Below are 16976 nucleotides of genomic sequence, written 5' to 3' on the forward strand. Positions count from 1 at the left end.
CCGCAGTCGATGACCCGTAACCCTCTCGTCTGGCTCGCCGGCGGCTTCCTGCTGCTGTTTCTCGCGAGCACCACCTTCTTCCGCGTGCCTGAAACCAGCCAGGCGATTGTCGTCCGGCTCGGCAAGCCCAACCGCATCGTCAACAGCTATGATGTGCGCGAGCCGTTCGGCCAGACCGGCGCCGGCCTCGTCGCGAAGATCCCGTTCATCGAGAGCGTGATCTTCATCGACAAGCGCGTCATGGACCTCGACATGCAGCAGCAGACCGTGCTGTCGACCGACCAGCTTCGCCTCGTCGTCGATGCCTTCGCACGCTTCCGCATCGTCGATCCGCTGCGCATGTACCAGACGGTGCGCACCGAGCAGGGCGTCGCCGATCAGCTGTCGCGCATCCTCGGCTCGCGGCTGAGGAACGAGCTCGGCCGGCAGCCGTTCGCCGCGATGCTGTCGCCCGAGCGCGGCCAGTTGATGGACACCATCCAGAGCCGGGTGAACGCCGAGGCCAGCCGCTACGGCGCCGAGATCGTCGACGTGCGTATCAAGCGCGCCGACCTGCCGACCGGCGATCCGCTCGAATCCGCCTTCGCCCGCATGCGCACCGCGCGTGAACAGGAAGCGCGCAACTTCCGCGCGCAGGGCGCCAAGCAGGCGCAGATCATGCGCGCCAACGCCGATGCCGAAGCCGCACGCATCTACGCCAACTCGTTCGGCAAGGACGCGGAGTTCTACGCCTTCTACCGGGCGATGCAGTCGTATCAGCGCACCTTCAACGACGGGAACGCCAACGTCGTCCTGTCGGCGGACAACGAGTTCCTTCGCGAGTTCAAGGGGCGGCGCGACCGGTAGGGCAAATCCGCCATGCTGGAGCTGACCGCCGCACTCGGCCTCGCGCTGGTGCTGGAGGGCGCGGCCTATGCGTTGTTCCCGCGGCAGATGAAACGACTTGTCGCGCTGCTGGTTACGCAACGGGAAGCCTTCGTCCGTTTCGTAGGTCTGGGGGCTGCGCTATTTGGTCTCATTCTCGTCATTCTCGCGAAGGGAATGCCTTGATCGCGACGTATTGCCATCGACATAGTCCGTGTCGAACCGACACGGCTTCCTCTTGGGGAGATTTCTGAACGTGCGTATCGCCCTTGCCCTTACCGGAACCGCGCTCGCCGTTGGCAGCGCCGCGACGCTGGCGCTTCAGTCGCCTGCCGGCGCGCAGGCCGTCGCCCAAGCGCCGCAGAATGCGCCCGCCACCGTCCCCTCGGTCGGCCCCGGCGGCGCCCCGCGCAGCTTCGCCGACCTGACCGCCCGGTTGCAGCCGGCGGTGGTGAACATCTCGACGACGCAGCAGATCGAGGTCGGCCGCCGCCTGCCGCGCTTCACGCCGGGCACCCCGCTCGACGAGCTGTTCCGCCGTTTCCAGGACCAGCAAGGTGGTGGCGCCACCGGCGAAGGCGGCGAGCCCGTCACCCGCGAGGCCAGCTCGCTCGGCTCGGGCTTCTTCATCTCGCCCGACGGCTATCTCGTCACCAACAACCACGTCATCACCGGCCGCTCGGGCGAGGCGGTGGTCGACAAGATCACCGTGACGCTGTCCGACCGCCGCGAGTTCGAGGCCAAGGTCATCGGCCGCGATCCACTGTCGGACATGGCGCTGCTGAAGATCAACGCGACCGGCCTGCCCTATGTGAACTTCGGTGACTCGGCGAATGTCCGGGTCGGCGACTGGGTGGTGGCGATCGGCAACCCGTTCGGCCTCGGCGGCACCGTCACCGCCGGCATCGTCTCGGCGCTCCACCGCAACATCGGCGCGAGCCAGTACGAGCGCTACATTCAGACCGACGCCTCGATCAACCAGGGCAATTCCGGCGGCCCGCTGTTCGATCTCGACGGCAATGTCGTCGGCATCAACACCGCGATCTTCTCGCCCACGGGCGGCAACGTCGGCTTGGGCTTCTCGATCCCGGCGGAGCTTGCCCGTCCGGTCATCGAGCAGCTGCGCGCGACGGGCCGCGTCCGCCGCGGCTACCTCGGCGTCAACATCCAGCCGCTCAGCACCGACATCGCCGCCGGCCTCGGCCTGCCGAAGGACCGCGGCGAGATCGTCGCCAGCGTCGAGCCGACCGGCCCGGCGTCGCGCGCCGGCATCCGCCAGGGCGACGTCATCGTGAAGGTCAACAACCAGGAAGTGACCGTCGACAACACACTGTCCTACATCGTCGCCAACACTCCGATCGGCCGCAGCGTGCCGATCGAGCTGATCCGCGACGGCCAGCGCCGCACGATCAACGTCACCACCGCCGAGCGGCCGACCGAGACCGCGCTCAACGCGCAGACCGCCGAGGAGCCCGACGAGCCCACCGCAACGCCGCCGGCCGGCGAAGCCTCGGCGCGCCAGAGCCTCGGCATCACGCTCTCGGCGCTGACCCCGGAGGTTCGGCGCCAGCTGCGCGTCGCCGAGGATGCGCGCGGCGTGGTGATCGCCAGCCTCAACCCGAACAGCGACGCGGCGCGTCAGGGGCTGCAGCGCGGCGACCTGATCGTCAGCATCAACCAGCGCCCGACCACCACGGTCGCCGCCGCCGCCGCCGCGGTCGACGCGGCCCGGCGCGCCGGTCGCGACACGGTGCTGCTGCTGTTCCAGCGCGGCACCGGCCCGGCGCGCTTCATCGGCATCAAGCTGATGGCGCCGACGCCGCCCGCGACGACGCCCCGCCGCTAGCCGCGCCGGTTCGACGAAAAGGGAGAAGCCCCGACCTTGCGGCCGGGGCTTTTTCTTTGTCCAATCGCCGCGACCAGTAAACGGAGGCGGGCATGGCGGAGATTTTCATCGGCAAGGGCGAGAGCGGGCCGCAGGCCTTGGTGCTGCGCCGCGCCAACCGCCACGGGCTGATCGCCGGCGCCACCGGCACCGGCAAGACCGTCACCCTTCAGTCGATCGCCGAAGGCTTCAGCCGCGAAGGCGTGCCCGTCTTCGTCGCCGACGTGAAGGGCGACCTCGCCGGTCTCGCCATGCCCGGCTCCCCCACCTCGCCGATGCACGACAAGCTCACCGCGCGCGCCGCCGAGGTCGGGCTCGAGAGCTACGCCTATGCCGACAACCCGGTGGTGTTCTGGGACCTGTTCGGCCAGTCGGGCCATCCGGTGCGCACCACTGTCAGCGAGATGGGGCCGCTGCTGCTCGCGCGGCTGATGAATTTGAACGACGTGCAGGAAGGCGTGCTCGCCATCGCCTTCCGCTTTGCCGACGAGCAGGGCCTCGTGCTGCTCGACCTGAAGGATCTGCAGGCGATGCTGGCGCATGTCGCCGAAAACGCTGACGCGCTCACCGCCAAATATGGCAATGTCTCGAAGGCCAGCGTCGGCGCGATCCAGCGCCAGCTCCTCCAGCTCGAATCGCAGGGCGGCGCCAGCTTCTTCGGCGAGCCGGCGCTCGACATCGCCGACTTCATCGCCACCGACGATGCGGGGCGCGGCCTCATCAACATCCTCGCCGCCGACAAGCTGATGGCGAGCCCGCGCCTCTACGCGACCTTCCTGCTCTGGCTGCTGTCCGAACTGTTCGAAACGCTTCCCGAGATCGGCGACCCCGACAAACCCAAGCTCGTCTTCTTCTTCGACGAGGCGCATCTGCTGTTCACCGAGGCGCCGCCCGCCCTCCTCGACAAGATCGAGCAGGTCGTTCGCCTCATCCGCTCGAAGGGCGTCGGCGTCTATTTCATCACGCAGAACCCGATCGACATTCCCGAGGATGTCGCCGGCCAGCTCGGCAACCGCGTCCAGCACGCGCTGCGCGCCTTCACCCCGCGCGAGCAGAAGGCGATCAAGGCGGCGGCGGAAACCTTCCGCGCCAACCCCGGCCTCAATGTCGAAACGGCGATCACCGAGCTGAAGGTCGGCGAGGCTTTGGTGTCGGTGCTCGGCGAGGACGGCGCACCGACCCCGGTCGACCGCACCCTCGTCCGCCCGCCCGCCTCGCGCCTCGGGCCGCTGACTCCGCAGGAGCGCAACGTCATCGTCGCCACCTCGCCCATCGCCGGCAAGTACGAGCCGGCGATCGACCGCGAATCCGCCTATGAAATCCTCACTGCCCGCGCCGCGCAGGCGGCGAGCGACGAAGCGCAGGCGAAGACCGCCGCCGCCAAGGCGAAAGCCGCCAAGGCCGCCCGTCCGGAGCAGTCGCTGACCGAAAAGATGGTGCAGTCCGCCGCGCGCTCGGCCGCCTCGTCGGTCGGCCGGCAGATCGCGAACGAGATCGGCCGCACACTGGTGCGCGGCCTGCTCGGCGGCTTGTTCAAGAGCAGCGGGCGCCGTTAAGGCGACGCCCGGCGGCTTTAGCCGCCGATGCGGACCTGCGCTGCGCCTTCGCCACCGGCGGGGGCGGCGAGGATGTCGCGGGTGAAGGCACCCTTGTTGACGACATTGGTGTCGGTGTCGCCAACCGTCGAGCGCGCCGTCGGGTCGGCGCCGGTCGCGCCGGTGCGGTCGAGGAGGTTCTTCTCCGACGGCGACGGCGCGGGCGCGCGCTCGCCGGTGCCGAACAGCGCTTCCAGCGCCTGCGACTGGCTGTCGGCGGCGAGCGGGCGCGGCGCGCCCGGCTTCGGCGGCGTCAGATTGTAATCCGGCGGCACGACGAGCGGCGCCTGGCGCGCGATGGCGAATTCATCGGGGGCATTGCGGTTGAACACGCCGCTGCTGCCGCAGGCGCTCAACGCCAGCGCCATGACCGCCGCTCCCAGAAGCTGAACCTTCATCACTTGCTCTCCGCTTGTCCCGGCTTGTCGCTGCGCAACAGGGCGCGCAGCAGCAGGAGGATCACCCCTACCGTAATCGCCGCGTCGGCGACATTGAATACGTAAAAATGCCACTCCCCCCAGAAGAAGTGGAGGAAGTCGACCACATAGCCGAAGCGGATGCGGTCGATGATGTTGCCGATGGCGCCGCCGAGCACGAGGCCGAGCGCGATCACGTCGACCCGGCTGCGCTCGCGCCACAGCCACACCGCGACGCCGACCGAGATCGCGGCGGTGAGCACGACCAGCGCCCAGCGCCCGAAGTCGCCGTCGGCGGTCAGCATGCCCATCGATACGCCGCGGTTCTCCACCCAGGTCAGGTTGAAGAAGGGCAGCACGTCGATCGAGCGGCCGTACAACTCGACCTCCTCGATGATCCAGTATTTGACGATCTGGTCGACGACGAAGATCAGCAGCGCGAGGCCATAGCCGAAGGCGCGCAACGACGCCGACACCTCGCCCGCCCCCCGGCGCAGCACGCTGCGGCTGTCCGCCGACCCGTCGATCTCCACGCTCACGCCAATCCTTCCCCAACAATCCCTAGATCCGTCATCCCGGCGAAGGCCGGGATCCAGACCGCCGTCCGAATGGATCCCGGCCTTCGCCGGGATGACGGACGGTTTGGTTATCCTTACCCGACCACCTCGTCGCAGCGGTCGCACAGCTCGCCCTCGGCCTTCACCTCGGGGAGGTGACGCCAGCAGCGGCCGCACTTTTCCTTGTCGGTCGCCTCGACCGTGATCGCCTCGCCCGTCTTCACCGACGCGACGATGCAGATTTCGGTGAACGCTTCCGCCGACAGCCCGCCGGTGCTCGCCGTGGTCACGTCGGCCTGCAGGCTCGACCCGATCACCTTCTCGCGGCGCAGCGGCTCGATCGCCTCGGTCACGGCCTGCCGCGCCTCGCGCACGGCCGCCCACTTGGCGCCCAGCGCCTCGTCGCGCCAGCCGGCATCAACCTCGGGCCATTCCAGCAGGTGCACGCTGCCGCCGTCCGGATAGCGCGTACCCCACACCTCCTCGGCGGTGAACACCAGCACCGGCGCGAGGTAGCGCACCAGCGCCTCGAACAAGGTGTCGAGCACTGTCCGGTATGCCCGCCGCTTCGGATCGCCCGCCGCGTCGCAGTAGAGGCTGTCCTTGCGGATATCGAAGAAAAAGGCGCTGAGGTCGTTGTTGGCGAAATCGCTCAACAGGCGAACATAGCTGTTGAAGTCGAAGTCATCGACCGCCTGCCGCAGCTTGCCGTCCATGTCGGCGAGCAGGTGGAGCACATAGCGCTCCAGCTCGGGCATCTCGGCCGCCGCCACGCGCTCGCTCTCACTGAACCCGTCGAGCGCGCCGAGCAGATAGCGGAACGTGTTGCGGATCTTCCGATAGCCGTCCGCCGTGCCGGCGAGGATTTCCTTGCCGATGCGGTGGTCCTCGGTGAAGTCGACGGTCAGCGCCCACAGCCGGATGATATCGGCGCCATATTCCGACATCAGCTTGATCGGGTCGACGGTGTTGCCGAGCGACTTCGACATCTTCTTGCCGGCCTGGTCCATGGTGAAACCATGGGTCAGCACCGCGTCATAGGGCGCCCGGCCGCGCGTGCCGCAGCTTTCCATCAGCGACGACTGGAACCAGCCGCGATGCTGGTCCGAGCCTTCGAGATACAGGTTCGCCGGCCACTGCAGGTCGGGCCAGCGCCCGCTCTCCAGCACGAAGGCGTGGGTGCAGCCGCTGTCGAACCACACGTCGAGAATGTCGGCGACGCGCTCATAGTTGGCGACGTCATACTTGTCGCCAAGCAGCCCCGGCGCCGCCTCGTCCGACCACGCATCGACGCCGCCGGCGCGCACCGCCGCGACAATGCGGGCGTTCACTTCGGGATCGTTCAGATACTGGCCGGTCTTGCGGTCGACGAACAAGGTGATCGGCACGCCCCACGCGCGCTGGCGCGAAATCACCCAGTCCGGGCGACCGTCGACCATCGAGCGGATGCGGTTCTCACCCTTCGCCGGTACCCAGCGCGTCGCCGAAATGGCGGCCAGCGCCTTTTCGCGAAGGGTTCCCCCTCCACCCTGCTGCGCAGGGTCCCCCTCCCCCCGGGGGGGAGGATACCCGGCCCCATCCTCCCCCTCAGGGGGAGGGGGCCCGCCGAAGGCGGTGGAGGGGGTGGCCTTGTCCATCGGGATGAACCACTGCGGCGTGCAGCGGAAGATCACCTTGGCCTTCGACCGCCAAGAATGCGGATAGCTGTGCTTGTAGTCGGCGGACGCCGCCAGCAGGCAGCCGGTCTCGCGCAAGTCTGAACAGATCGGACCGTCGGGCGCGTTGAGCTTGGGGTTGATCACCGACCCCTGCCCGCCCATCCACGCCCAGTCGGCGCGATATTTGCCGTCGCCCTCGACCGCAAAAACGGGATCGATGCCGTGCGCCTTGCACAGATCGAAATCATCCTCGCCATGATCCGGCGACATATGGACGAGGCCCGTACCGCTCTCGGTGGTGACAAACTCACCCGGCAGCAGCGGCCGTGGCTTGGCGAAGAAGCCGCCGAGGTGGTGCATCGGATGGCGAGCGATGGTGCCGGCGAGGTCGACGCCTTTGCCGCGCCAAACCACATTCCAGAATTGATTGGCGGCACCCGTCGCCTTAGCGAAACGGTCGCTGAACTGATCGAACAGCGGCTCAGCTACGAGGAAGTGCCTCCCGAGAACAGGGCTTCGAAGGAAGTCCCCCCCTACGGTCTCCGCCACCACCGAATAATTCACCTCGGGCCCGTACGCGACCGCTTGGTTGACCGGGATCGTCCACGGCGTGGTCGTCCAGATCACCGCATAGGCGCCGACCAGCTCGGGGATCGGGCTCTCGACGATCTCGAACCCGAGGTCGATCTGCGTCGAGACGATGTCCTCATATTCGATCTCGGCTTCGGCGAGCGCGGTCTTCTCGACCGGCGACCACATCACCGGCTTGGCGCCACGATACAGCTGGCCCGAATCCGCGAACTTCAGCAGCTCGGCGACGATGGTCGCTTCCGCCTGGAAGTCCATCGTCAGATAGGGATTGTCCCAGTCGCCGTTGATGCCGAGCCGCTTCAGCTGCTCGCGCTGCGTGTCGACCCAGTTCTGCGCATAGGCGCGGCACTCGGCGCGGAACTCGACCGCGGGCACCTCGTCCTTGTTGAGCTTCTTGGCGCGGTATTTCTCCTCGACCTTCCACTCGATGGGGAGGCCGTGGCAGTCCCAGCCCGGCACATAGGGCGCGTCCTTGCCGGCGAGGTTCTGCGTCCGGCACACCATGTCCTTCAGGATATGGTTGAGCGCATGGCCGATGTGCATGTCGCCGTTGGCGTAGGGCGGGCCGTCGTGGAGAATGAACTTCTCCCGGCCGCGGCGCGACGCGCGCAGCTGCCTGTACAGGTCGTCCGCCTGCCACTTCGCGAGGATCGCCGGCTCCTTCTGCGGCAGGCCGGCCTTCATCGGGAAGTCGGTCTTCGGCAGGAATACGGTCGAGCGATAGTCTGTTTTCTGGTCGTCCATGTCGCGGACGGCTCTACGGCCTGCATTTATCGGTGTCGAGGGTCGGGATCGCGCCAAAAAGGCGCGACCGCTGCGCGGCACGGCGTCCTTCGCCGCCCGGTCGGCGTCGCTCGTCGGTCACGATGGATTTCCATCGCTCCCTCCTCGCTTCTTGCCGGACGACGAAGCCCGCCATGTCGCGACCCCCGCCCCCGATAAACGCAGGCCTTCGCCGCGCTAGGCCGTTGTCGAGCCGCCGTTATGCCGCGCGTACGCGGGCGAGGCCGCGAAACCGTCCCGGTCGGTGCCCCAGAGGTCGTAGGTGCCGCCCCACGGCGCCTCCCATTGGTCGACGATGGTCGCGCCGATGTTCGCCGCCACCCGCTGGCTGGCGACGTTGTCGGGCCGGATGATGTGCAGGATGCGGTCCACACCGAGCGTATCGAACGACCAGCGCGCCGCGACCGTCGCCGCCTCGGTCGCATAGCCCTTGCCCTGCACCGAGGGCGACACGCCCCAGCCGATCTCGAACCCCGGCCAGCCCTCCGGCTGCCACGGCCCGGCGCGGCCGACGTAGCGGCCGGTCGCCCGCTCCTCGATCGCCCACATGCCGTAACCGCGCAGCGTCCAGCAGCCGACCAGCGAGGCCAGCGCCCGCCACGCGTCGGCCCGCGCCTGCGGCTTGCCGTCGAGGGTCAGGAACTCGGCGACCGTCGGCTCCTGCATCAACGCCATGTAGGGCTCGACATCGTCGGGCCCGTGCGGCCGCAGGATCAGCCGGTCGGTGGTCAATGTCGGGATCATCGCGCCAGCCTCGCTCTCGCCTCGTCACAGTCGCGCGCGATCTGCGCCTTCAGCGCATCGAGCCCGTCGAGCTTCCATTCGGGCCGCAGGAAATGGTGCAGCTCGACGTCGAGCTCCTGGCCGTAGAGGTCGCCCGAAAAGTCGAAGAGATAGACCTCGAGCAGCTCCTTCGGCGGCTCGAACATCGGCCGGATGCCGAGGTTGGCCACCCCGTCGACGAGCCGCCCGTCCACCAGTCGCACCCGCACCGCATAGACGCCGTACGCCGGCCGCAGATAGTCGCCGAGCGCGATGTTCGCGGTCGGGAAATCGAGCGTTCGCCCCAGCTTGTCGCCATGCTCGACGCGCCCGCGCACCGTGAACGGCCGCGTCAGCAGCGCTGCCGCCGCTTGCGGATCGCCCGCCTTCAGCGCCTCGCGAATGCGGCTCGACGAGATCACCTCATCGCCATCGGCGATCGGCGCGATCGCCTCGGCGGCAAAGCCGTGCACCTCGCCCAGCCGCGCCAGCTCCTCGACGCTGCCGGAACGACCCTTGCCATAGGTGAAATCCTCGCCGGTCACGGCGCCCGCCAGCCCGAGCCGCAGCGCCAGCCATTCGAGCACGAACTCGTCGCCCGTAAGCGCCGCCAGCGCGTGATCGAAGTTCAGCACCAGCGCCCCATCGACGCCGAAACCTTCGAACAGGTCGAGCCGCTGCGGAATGGTGGTGAGGCCGAACGGCGGCAGGTCGGGCTTGAACAGCCGCGCCGGATGCGGATCGAAGGTCACGACCAGCGCCGGCCGCCCCTCGGCGCGCGCGCGCTCCAGCGCCCGCCCGACCACCGCCTGGTGGCCGCGATGGAAGCCATCGAAATTGCCGAGCGCCGCAACGCCGCCGCGCAGATGCGCCGGCAGGCTCTCGGCATGGATGAAACGCTCCATCGTGTCGGCTCGAACTCCCCTCGCCCCCATCGCATAGCGGGGGGCGACGGCTCTCGGCAAGCGCCGACGCCATCCCTCTCCCGCCTGCGGGAGAGGTTAGGTGAGGGTGTGCGAGCGCCAGCGAGCTTATCGGCCGCCGGTCACCCTCACCCTCCCAGCCTGCGGCTGGCCCCTCCCTCTCCCGCAAGCGGGCGAGGGCTTAAACCCGCTCCAGGGTCACGAAACTATGCGCCGGCTTGCCGTCCTCGGCCGGATGATCCTCGCGCGCCACCTCGCGCCACCTCGCCGCATCGAACGCCGGCAGCAATGTGTCCCCCTCGGGCGCCTCATGCACCTCGGTCAGATACACCCGCGTCGCGAGCGGCAGCGCCTCGGCGTAGACCGCTGCCCCGCCGATGATCATCACTTCCTCGGCGCGGCTTTTGGGATCGAGCCCGGCGGCGGCCACGGCCTCGGCGAGGTTCGACACCACCGTCACGCCCTCGGCCCGCCACTCCGCATCGCGCGTCAGCACGATGTTGTGGCGCCCGGGCAGCGGCTTGCCGATCGAGTCGAAGGTTTTCCGCCCCATCACCACCGGCTTGCCGACGGTCAGCCGCTTGAAATGCTTGAGGTCGGCGGGCAGGTGCCACGGCAGCGCATTGTCGCGGCCGATGACGCCATTGTCGGCGCGGGCGACGACGAAACTGATGACGGGGCGCATGCTTCCCCGTAGCGCGCCGCCGGCGCCCGCGCTAGCACAGGCGCATGAAGGACATTCTCTTCCTCCTCCCCGCCGACTTCGATGACGCCAACGCCGATGACAAGGGCACGCGCTGGTACTGCCGCGAATGCGCCGAGGTGCGCGGCCTGCTCGCTTATTATCATGTGAAGCTCGCCGACCATCTCGACGTGCGCGCCGTCGCCTACCCCCGCCCGCGCCCGCCGATGGTCGAGCTATTGGGGGAGGCGCACCAGAACGCCCCGAGCCTCATCATCGCCGACGCCGCGCGCGAGCTGCCGCCGCATGTCGAGGTGAAGGAAGCCAACGGCCACCGCTTCCTAGATAACGCGAAAGCGATCGGCGAGTATTTCGCCGCCGCCTACGGCATCGGGCGGCCGCACTAAGGGTTTCCTCTCCCGTCATCCCCGCGAAGGCGGGGACCCAGTCCACAAACAAGAAGCGCCCGCGGTAGCGGGCATGTCCTTCGAAGGACTGGATCCCCGCCTTCGCGGGAATGACGGTTAGCTTAAACCGCGATCGGCGCCTTGATCGTCGGGTGCGCCTCATACCCGACCAGCTCGAAATCTTCATAGGTGAAGTCGAACAGCTCCTTCACCGCCGGGTTGAGCCGCATCTCGGGCAGCGCCATCGGCCGCCGCGTCAGCTGCAGATCCGTCTGCTCCAGATGGTTCAGGTACAGGTGCGCGTCGCCCAGCGTGTGGATGAACTCACCCGGCCGATACCCCGTCACCTGCGCCATCATCATCGTCAGCAACGCGTAGGACGCGATGTTGAACGGCACGCCGAGGAAGATGTCCGCCGAGCGCTGGTAGAGCTGGCACGACAGCCTGCCGTCGGCGACATAGAACTGGAACAGGCAGTGGCAGGGCGGCAGCGCCATCGCCTCGACATCGCCGACGTTCCACGCCGACACGATCAGCCGCCGCGAATTGGGATTGGTGCGGATCGCCTGCACCAGCTCGGCCATCTGGTCGACCACGCGGCCGTCGGCGGTTTCCCAGCGGCGCCACTGCTTGCCATACACCGGCCCGAGCTCGCCGCCCTCGTCGGCCCATTCGTCCCAGATCGAGACGTTGTTGGCCTTCAGATAGGCGATGTTGGTCTCGCCCTTGAGGAACCACAGCAGTTCGTGGATGATCGACTTCAGGTGCAGCTTCTTGGTGGTCACCACCGGAAAGCCGTCGGCGAGGTCGAAGCGCATCTGGTGGCCGAACACCGACAAGGTGCCGGTGCCCGTCCGGTCCTCGCGCTTGACGCCGTCGCGGCGCACCCGCGCCATCAGATCGAGATATTGCTGCACCGGTTATCCGCTGGTTGAGAATCGCCGGCGACTCTCACATGACGGCGCGGTTTCGGGCAAGGGACACCCTCACCCTCCCACCGCTGTCGCGGCGGGCCCCTCCCTCTCCCGCAAGCGGGCGAGGGGTTGGAACGGCGTCCCTCTCCCGCCTGCGGGAGAGGAAAGGTGAGGGTGTGCGAGCGCCAGCGAGCCCTATTCCGCCGCGGCCATCGCCGCGACGTCGTTGATGTTCTGCCGGCGGGCGTCGAACTGCGCGGCGATATGCTCGTCGTTGGCCTGCAGCGCGTCGATATCGACGTTGACGTAGTCCATCACGCCCATGTCGGTGTAACCTTTGCGCACCGTCTCGCCCCACAGGCCGATGTCCTTCACCACCGGCACGATGCGGTTGAACAGATGGTTGCGGAACTGCCGCGAGCCCGCCGTCTCGTGCATGTGCTGCACGGCGGCTTCGACGTTGAGGTCGAGATGCTCCCACAGCTCGCGCTGCTCGAACCGGTCGCGCATGTGGTAGCAGGCCTCGACGAGGAACTCCTCGCGCTCGCGGCGCTCGGCCTCGGTCAACTGCGGATAATAGCTGCGCAAGGTCAGACGCCCGAAGGCGACGTGGCGCGCCTCGTCCTCCATCACATAGGCGTTGACGGCGGCGGCGAGCGGCGACGAGCTATAGTCGCGGATGCCGGCGAAGGCGGCGAGCGCCAGCCCCTCGATCACCACCTGCATGCCGAGGTAGGTCATGTCCCAGCGGTTGTCGCGCAGCACCTGCTCGAGCAGCGACTTCAGCGGCCCGGTCATCGGGTGCGACAGGCCGATCTTCTCGAGCAGCCGCTTGTACGCCTCGACGTGCCGCGCCTCGTCGATGGTCTGCGTCGAGGCGTAGAACTTCGCCTCGAGGTCGGGGACCTGCGTCACGATCTTCGCCGAGCAGATCAGCGCGCCCTGCTCGCCGTGCAGGAACTGCGACAGGCCCCAGGCCTGGCTGTTGCGCCGGATCTCGACCTTCTCCCTGGGCGACATCTTTTCATATTCCGGATAACCGTTCAGCGCGAACAGCTCGTCGGGCATGCCCTGCGGGTTGTCGTAGTCGATGTCCTGGTCCCAATCGATGCGATACTCCGCATCCCACTGCTTCTGCTTGCCCTTGGCATAGAGGTTCAGCAGGTCCTTGCGGTCGTCCGAGTAGGTCCAGGTGAAGCGCGCGTCGAAGTCCTGCGGCACTTCCCAGGACAGGCTTTCCGGCTTGATCCCGTAGGTGTCGGTGAAGGTCATGATCGTCTCCCCAAGTCTGGTTCTTTTGAACGCGGTTATCCGTTGTCGTTGGCGATGCGGCGCCGGGCTTCCAGCCGCCGCAGAATCTCGCGGGTACGCATCAGGCTCAGCATCTCGTTGACCGCCGAGATGCCGCGCTCGGCCATGTTGGCGGCCTCCTCCTCGCCGACCACGCCCGCGGTGTGGTCGAAGAACAGCCGCATCTCCTGCGTCACCAGCCAGTCGACGAAGTCGGCATAGAAGCTGGTGCCGTCCTCGCCGTGAAAGCCGCGCTCCTCGGTGAAGCCGATGTGCTTCAACTCCATGTGCGCCTTCAGGATACCGGCATCGCGCGCATCCATCGTGCCGTCGGCGGCGATGCTGATCGCGCGCGAGGCGACCGCATGGTCGATGTCTTCCCGCGCGGCGCCGGTCTGCTCCATGACGCGCGCCAAGGTCGGCCGCTCGCCGCCGTCGAGACGGGCGCGCAGGGTGGCATCGAGATGCGGAAAGGCGTCGGCGTGCAGCCAGCTGTCGCTGTCAGACGCGTCGAGCAGATTCTTGATGATCGCCAGCGGCAGGAAGCGTTCCTCCTGCAGCCGCTTGATGGCGCGGACGCGCGCGACATGATCGTCGGTATAGGAGGCGGAGTTGCGGCTGGCGCGCTCCGGCTCGGGCAGCAGCCCCTCGCGGATATAGAAACGGATCGTCTCGCGGCCGACGCCGGTTCGTTGCTCGAGTTCGCGCATGCGCATCGCCAGCCTCCTATTGAGCGCGACTCGGAAGCTAGCATGGAAAGTGCGGAGACGCACTACGCGAAATAGCGGCAACTACCGCCTCGCCATCGCCATATCGGCTGATTAGACCAAGGGTCTAAACCCACGAAGGATGTCATTCGAGATGGCACGACAAAGCCCAAGGGCGAGGAGTGGTCGCGCAGGCTGGCCTATTGGCCCCCGGCAAGCGGACGCGACGACACCCTTGGGCTTTGTCGTGCCACGCGGAGCGCGGCGGCAGGAAGGCCGGATCAGCGCTCCGCTCGATTGCCAGCTACGATTTCGTAGCTGGCCGCACTCGCTTTCTCGCTCCGGTCTTCCTGACGCCGTCCCGAACGACATCCTTCGTGGGTTTAGACCCTAATGGATATCTACCTGCCCATCGCCGAGATCAGCGTGAACGCGCTGGTGATCGTCGGGCTGGGGGCGCTCGTCGGCTTCCTGTCGGGCATGTTCGGCGTCGGCGGCGGCTTCCTGATGACGCCGTTCCTGATCTTCTACGGCATCCCGCCCGCCGTCGCCGTCGCCTCCTCGGCGCCGCAGATCACTGGCGCTTCCGTCTCAGGCGCGCTGGCCCATTGGCAGCGCGGCGGCGTCGACGTGAAGATGGGGCTGGTGCTGATCGCCGGCGGTCTGATCGGCGCGACGATGGGCTCCGGCCTGTTCCGCCTGCTGCAGAATCTCGGCCAGATCGATGTCACCATCTCGCTGGTCTACGTCATCTTCCTCGGCACCATCGGCGGCATGATGCTGAAGGAATCGGGGACGGCGCTCCTCGACAAGCGCAGCGGCCGGCGGCGCCCCGCGGTGCCGCGCCGTCACAATCCGCTGATCGCGGCGCTGCCCTGGCGCACCCGCTTCTACAAGTCCGGCCTCTACATCTCGCCGCTCGCCCCCTTCTTCCTCGGCATGGCGGTCGGCACGCTTACCGTCATCATGGGCATCGGCGGCGGCTTCATCATGGTGCCGGTGATGATCTACCTGCTCGGCATGTCGGCGGCGGTGGTCGTCGGCACCAGCCTGTTCCAGATCGTCTTCGTCACCGCCGCGACCACGCTGCTCCACGCCATCAACTCGCAGACGGTCGACATCGTGCTCGCCGTGCTGCTGCTGATCGGCGGCGTCGCCGGCGCGCAGTTCGGCGCGCGCGCGGCGCAGAAGCTGCCCGGCGAGCAGCTCCGCTTCGCGCTCTCCATCGTCGTGCTGCTCGTCGCCATCCGGCTGCTGGTCGGCCTCACTTGGCGCCCCGACGAGATCTTCACGGTGTACGGCCCATGAGGCGCCTCGCCGCTCTCCTGTTGTTGCTGTGGGCCGCCCCGGCGGCGGCGCAGGACCCGCGCCTGATCGCCGACGTCAGCCAGAGCCGCGTCGACATCGAATACAGCTTCGCCGGCGCCGAGCTGCTGATCTTCGGCGCAATCCAGTATCCCGGCGGCCGCGAGCCCGAGACCGCGCCCGACATCGTCGTCATCGTGCGCGGCCCGCCGCAGCCGATCACCATCCGCCGCAAGGAAAAGGTGCTCGGCATCTGGATGAACGTCGACGCGGTGCGCTTCGAGACCGCGCCGGGCTTCTATGCGGTGGCCACCTCGGCCCCCTCCACGCGCCTCACCGACGAGCGCACCGCCTCGATCTACGAGCTCGGCCTCGACCATCTCCAGCTCTCGCCGGCGAGCGGCAACCCACCCGCCGAAATCCGCGAATTCGAGGAAGGGCTGCTCGACCTGCGCCGGCGCGGCGGCCTCTACAAGGAGGTCGCGGGCGGCGTCGATATCGTGGAGAAAGTCCTCTACCGCGCCCGCGTCGCGCTGCCGTCGGACGTGCCGGTCGGCAAATACACCGCCGAAATCTACCTCGTCCGCGACGGCGAGGTGCAGGCGCGCGCCGCGCGCGAGATCGAGATCGGCAAGTCGGGTTTCGAGCGCGCGGTGTTCGTGGCCGCGCAGGACCATGAACTGTCCTACGGGCTGTTCGCGGTCGCGCTGGCGCTGATCTCAGGCTGGGCGGCGAGCGCGCTGGTCCGCCGGAGCTGATGCCTCAGAAATAGTGTGGCCCCGGCTGCTCGCGCAGCTGCTCGAAATGGACCAGCGACGGCTTGGGCGGCAGCGGCACCGGCTGCCCGCGCCGGAATGCCCATTCGCCGCGGTCGCAGGCGTCAGCGCGCACATAGCCGTTTATGTAGAAGCGCCGGCGATGGTCGGCGCCGTTCGCGCCCGAGGCATGCACCAGATAAGGGCTCCACAGCGCCAAGTCGCCGGGCGCGAGGTCGAGCTGGACGACGCTCGCCGGGTCGAACCCTGCCGCCTCCAGCGCCGCGTCGGACATCGGGTTCGCCATCACGTCGCCGTCGGTCGGCATCGCCATCGCGCCGCGCCGGTGGCTGCCCGGCACGACGCGCAAGCCACCTGACGCCGGCCCGTGCGGGTCGATGGCGAGGCCGGTCTGCACATAATTGTCGCCGAGCCCGCGATAGGCCTCGGCCGGGCGGCGGAAGCGGCTGTCCTGGTGCCAGGCGAAGTCGCCGCCGGTGCCGCTGCCGCGCGGCTTCCAGTGCAGCTGGTTGATGATCTGCTTCAGGTCGCCGCCGATCAGCGGCGCCAGCAGCCGCGCATAGCGGGTGTCGAGCCGTACCGCGTCGAGCGTCGCATTCGCCCACGACGGCCATTGCGCCATGCGCACGTCGCCGTCGACGAGCCGGTAGGCGAGGTTGCCATGACGGAAGCTGCGGCCGTGCGCGACGGCCTCGGCACGCACCGCATCGATCGCCGCGCCAATGTCGGCGACCTCGGCCGCATCGAACAGCGTGCGGACCACCGCAAAGCCCTGTTCGCGATACTGGCTCACCAGTTCGGCCGCTACATCGGCGGCCCATGGCTGCAAGCGGACGACACCCAACGCAACGCCTTTCCCAG

Annotated in this window: 17 protein-coding genes; 7 read left to right on the forward strand and 10 right to left on the reverse strand. The window is 68.0% G+C overall.

Features of this window, described 5'->3' with window-relative positions; translation table 11 throughout:
• The first annotated feature begins 9 nt into the window (after positions 1 to 9).
• From hflC to ACFOMD_RS05740, 4 genes are all read left to right on the forward strand, one after another.
• Entirely contained in the window at positions 10 to 846 is an 837-nt protein-coding gene (gene hflC, locus ACFOMD_RS05725; RefSeq protein ID WP_380858201.1) for a protease modulator HflC, read from the forward strand.
• Between the two features lie 12 nt (positions 847 to 858).
• Positions 859 to 1050 carry a DUF2065 domain-containing protein gene (locus ACFOMD_RS05730; protein ID WP_380858204.1) on the forward strand — a complete coding sequence of 64 codons (192 nt, stop codon included), beginning with the start codon at positions 859 to 861 and terminating at the stop codon, positions 1048 to 1050.
• Between the two features lie 70 nt (positions 1051 to 1120).
• On the forward strand, positions 1121 to 2710 hold the full coding sequence (locus ACFOMD_RS05735; protein ID WP_380858207.1) for a Do family serine endopeptidase: 1590 nt from the start codon (positions 1121 to 1123) through the stop codon (positions 2708 to 2710).
• Positions 2711 to 2802: 92 nt separating this feature from the next.
• Positions 2803 to 4305 carry a helicase HerA-like domain-containing protein gene (locus ACFOMD_RS05740; protein ID WP_380858210.1) on the forward strand — a complete coding sequence of 501 codons (1503 nt, stop codon included), beginning with the start codon at positions 2803 to 2805 and terminating at the stop codon, positions 4303 to 4305.
• A 17-nt stretch (positions 4306 to 4322) separates the two neighbouring features.
• Here the strand turns inward: ACFOMD_RS05740 and ACFOMD_RS05745 are convergent, their stop codons facing one another.
• From ACFOMD_RS05745 to ACFOMD_RS05770, 6 genes are all read right to left on the reverse strand, one after another.
• A complete protein-coding gene (locus tag ACFOMD_RS05745; protein WP_380858213.1) occupies positions 4323 to 4742 on the reverse strand; it encodes a DUF3035 domain-containing protein in 420 nt (139 codons plus the stop codon).
• Positions 4742 to 5299 carry a signal peptidase II gene (gene lspA / locus ACFOMD_RS05750; protein ID WP_380858216.1) on the reverse strand — a complete coding sequence of 186 codons (558 nt, stop codon included), beginning with the start codon at positions 5297 to 5299 and terminating at the stop codon, positions 4742 to 4744. The genes ACFOMD_RS05745 and lspA overlap by 1 nt, the downstream gene beginning before the upstream one ends.
• Before the next feature lie 113 nt (positions 5300 to 5412).
• Positions 5413 to 8310: an isoleucine--tRNA ligase gene (gene ileS, locus ACFOMD_RS05755; protein WP_380858219.1), complete on the reverse strand. Its 2898-nt coding sequence runs from the start codon at positions 8308 to 8310 to the stop codon at positions 5413 to 5415.
• Between the two features lie 216 nt (positions 8311 to 8526).
• The gene (locus ACFOMD_RS05760) at positions 8527 to 9093 is read right to left on the reverse strand and encodes a GNAT family N-acetyltransferase (RefSeq protein ID WP_380858222.1); all 567 of its coding nucleotides are present in this window, start codon (positions 9091 to 9093) and stop codon (positions 8527 to 8529) included.
• Positions 9090 to 10016 carry a bifunctional riboflavin kinase/FAD synthetase gene (locus tag ACFOMD_RS05765; RefSeq protein ID WP_380858226.1) on the reverse strand — a complete coding sequence of 309 codons (927 nt, stop codon included), beginning with the start codon at positions 10014 to 10016 and terminating at the stop codon, positions 9090 to 9092. Before ACFOMD_RS05765 ends, ACFOMD_RS05760 begins: the two co-directional genes overlap by 4 nt.
• Positions 10017 to 10215: 199 nt before the next feature.
• Positions 10216 to 10719, reverse strand: a complete 504-nt coding sequence (locus ACFOMD_RS05770; RefSeq protein ID WP_380858229.1) for a dihydrofolate reductase — start codon at positions 10717 to 10719, stop codon at positions 10216 to 10218.
• 44 nt (positions 10720 to 10763) lie between these two features.
• Between ACFOMD_RS05770 and ACFOMD_RS05775 the strand changes: the two genes are divergently transcribed.
• Complete coding sequence (locus tag ACFOMD_RS05775) at positions 10764 to 11123, forward strand: DUF3088 family protein (protein ID WP_380858232.1); 360 nt, start codon at positions 10764 to 10766, stop codon at positions 11121 to 11123.
• A 122-nt stretch (positions 11124 to 11245) separates the two neighbouring features.
• On the opposite strand, the gene ACFOMD_RS05780 is transcribed toward ACFOMD_RS05775, so the two are convergent.
• The 3 genes from ACFOMD_RS05780 to ACFOMD_RS05790 all read right to left on the reverse strand — a co-directional run bounded on the left by ACFOMD_RS05780 (position 11246) and on the right by ACFOMD_RS05790 (position 14043).
• Entirely contained in the window at positions 11246 to 12040 is a 795-nt protein-coding gene (locus tag ACFOMD_RS05780; RefSeq protein WP_380858235.1) for a thymidylate synthase, read from the reverse strand.
• A 192-nt stretch (positions 12041 to 12232) separates the two neighbouring features.
• Positions 12233 to 13309: a ferritin-like domain-containing protein gene (locus tag ACFOMD_RS05785; RefSeq protein WP_380858238.1), complete on the reverse strand. Its 1077-nt coding sequence runs from the start codon at positions 13307 to 13309 to the stop codon at positions 12233 to 12235.
• A 35-nt stretch (positions 13310 to 13344) separates the two neighbouring features.
• Positions 13345 to 14043: a MerR family transcriptional regulator gene (locus ACFOMD_RS05790; RefSeq protein ID WP_380858241.1), complete on the reverse strand. Its 699-nt coding sequence runs from the start codon at positions 14041 to 14043 to the stop codon at positions 13345 to 13347.
• 384 nt (positions 14044 to 14427) lie between these two features.
• Between ACFOMD_RS05790 and ACFOMD_RS05795 the strand changes: the two genes are divergently transcribed.
• Positions 14428 to 15342, forward strand: a complete 915-nt coding sequence (locus tag ACFOMD_RS05795; protein ID WP_380858244.1) for a sulfite exporter TauE/SafE family protein — start codon at positions 14428 to 14430, stop codon at positions 15340 to 15342.
• Positions 15339 to 16097 (forward strand): TIGR02186 family protein, encoded by a 759-nt coding sequence (locus tag ACFOMD_RS05800; RefSeq protein ID WP_380858247.1) that lies wholly within the window; start codon positions 15339 to 15341, stop codon positions 16095 to 16097. Before ACFOMD_RS05795 ends, ACFOMD_RS05800 begins: the two co-directional genes overlap by 4 nt.
• Before the next feature lie 4 nt (positions 16098 to 16101).
• Here ACFOMD_RS05800 and ACFOMD_RS05805 read toward each other — a convergent pair whose 3' ends face one another.
• On the reverse strand, positions 16102 to 16959 hold the full coding sequence (locus ACFOMD_RS05805) for a phytanoyl-CoA dioxygenase family protein (RefSeq protein ID WP_380858251.1): 858 nt from the start codon (positions 16957 to 16959) through the stop codon (positions 16102 to 16104).
• Positions 16960 to 16976: the final 17 nt, after the last annotated feature.

The sequence above is a fragment of the Sphingoaurantiacus capsulatus genome, assembly GCF_042648405.1.
GTDB lineage: Bacteria > Pseudomonadota > Alphaproteobacteria > Sphingomonadales > Sphingomonadaceae > Sphingoaurantiacus > Sphingoaurantiacus capsulatus.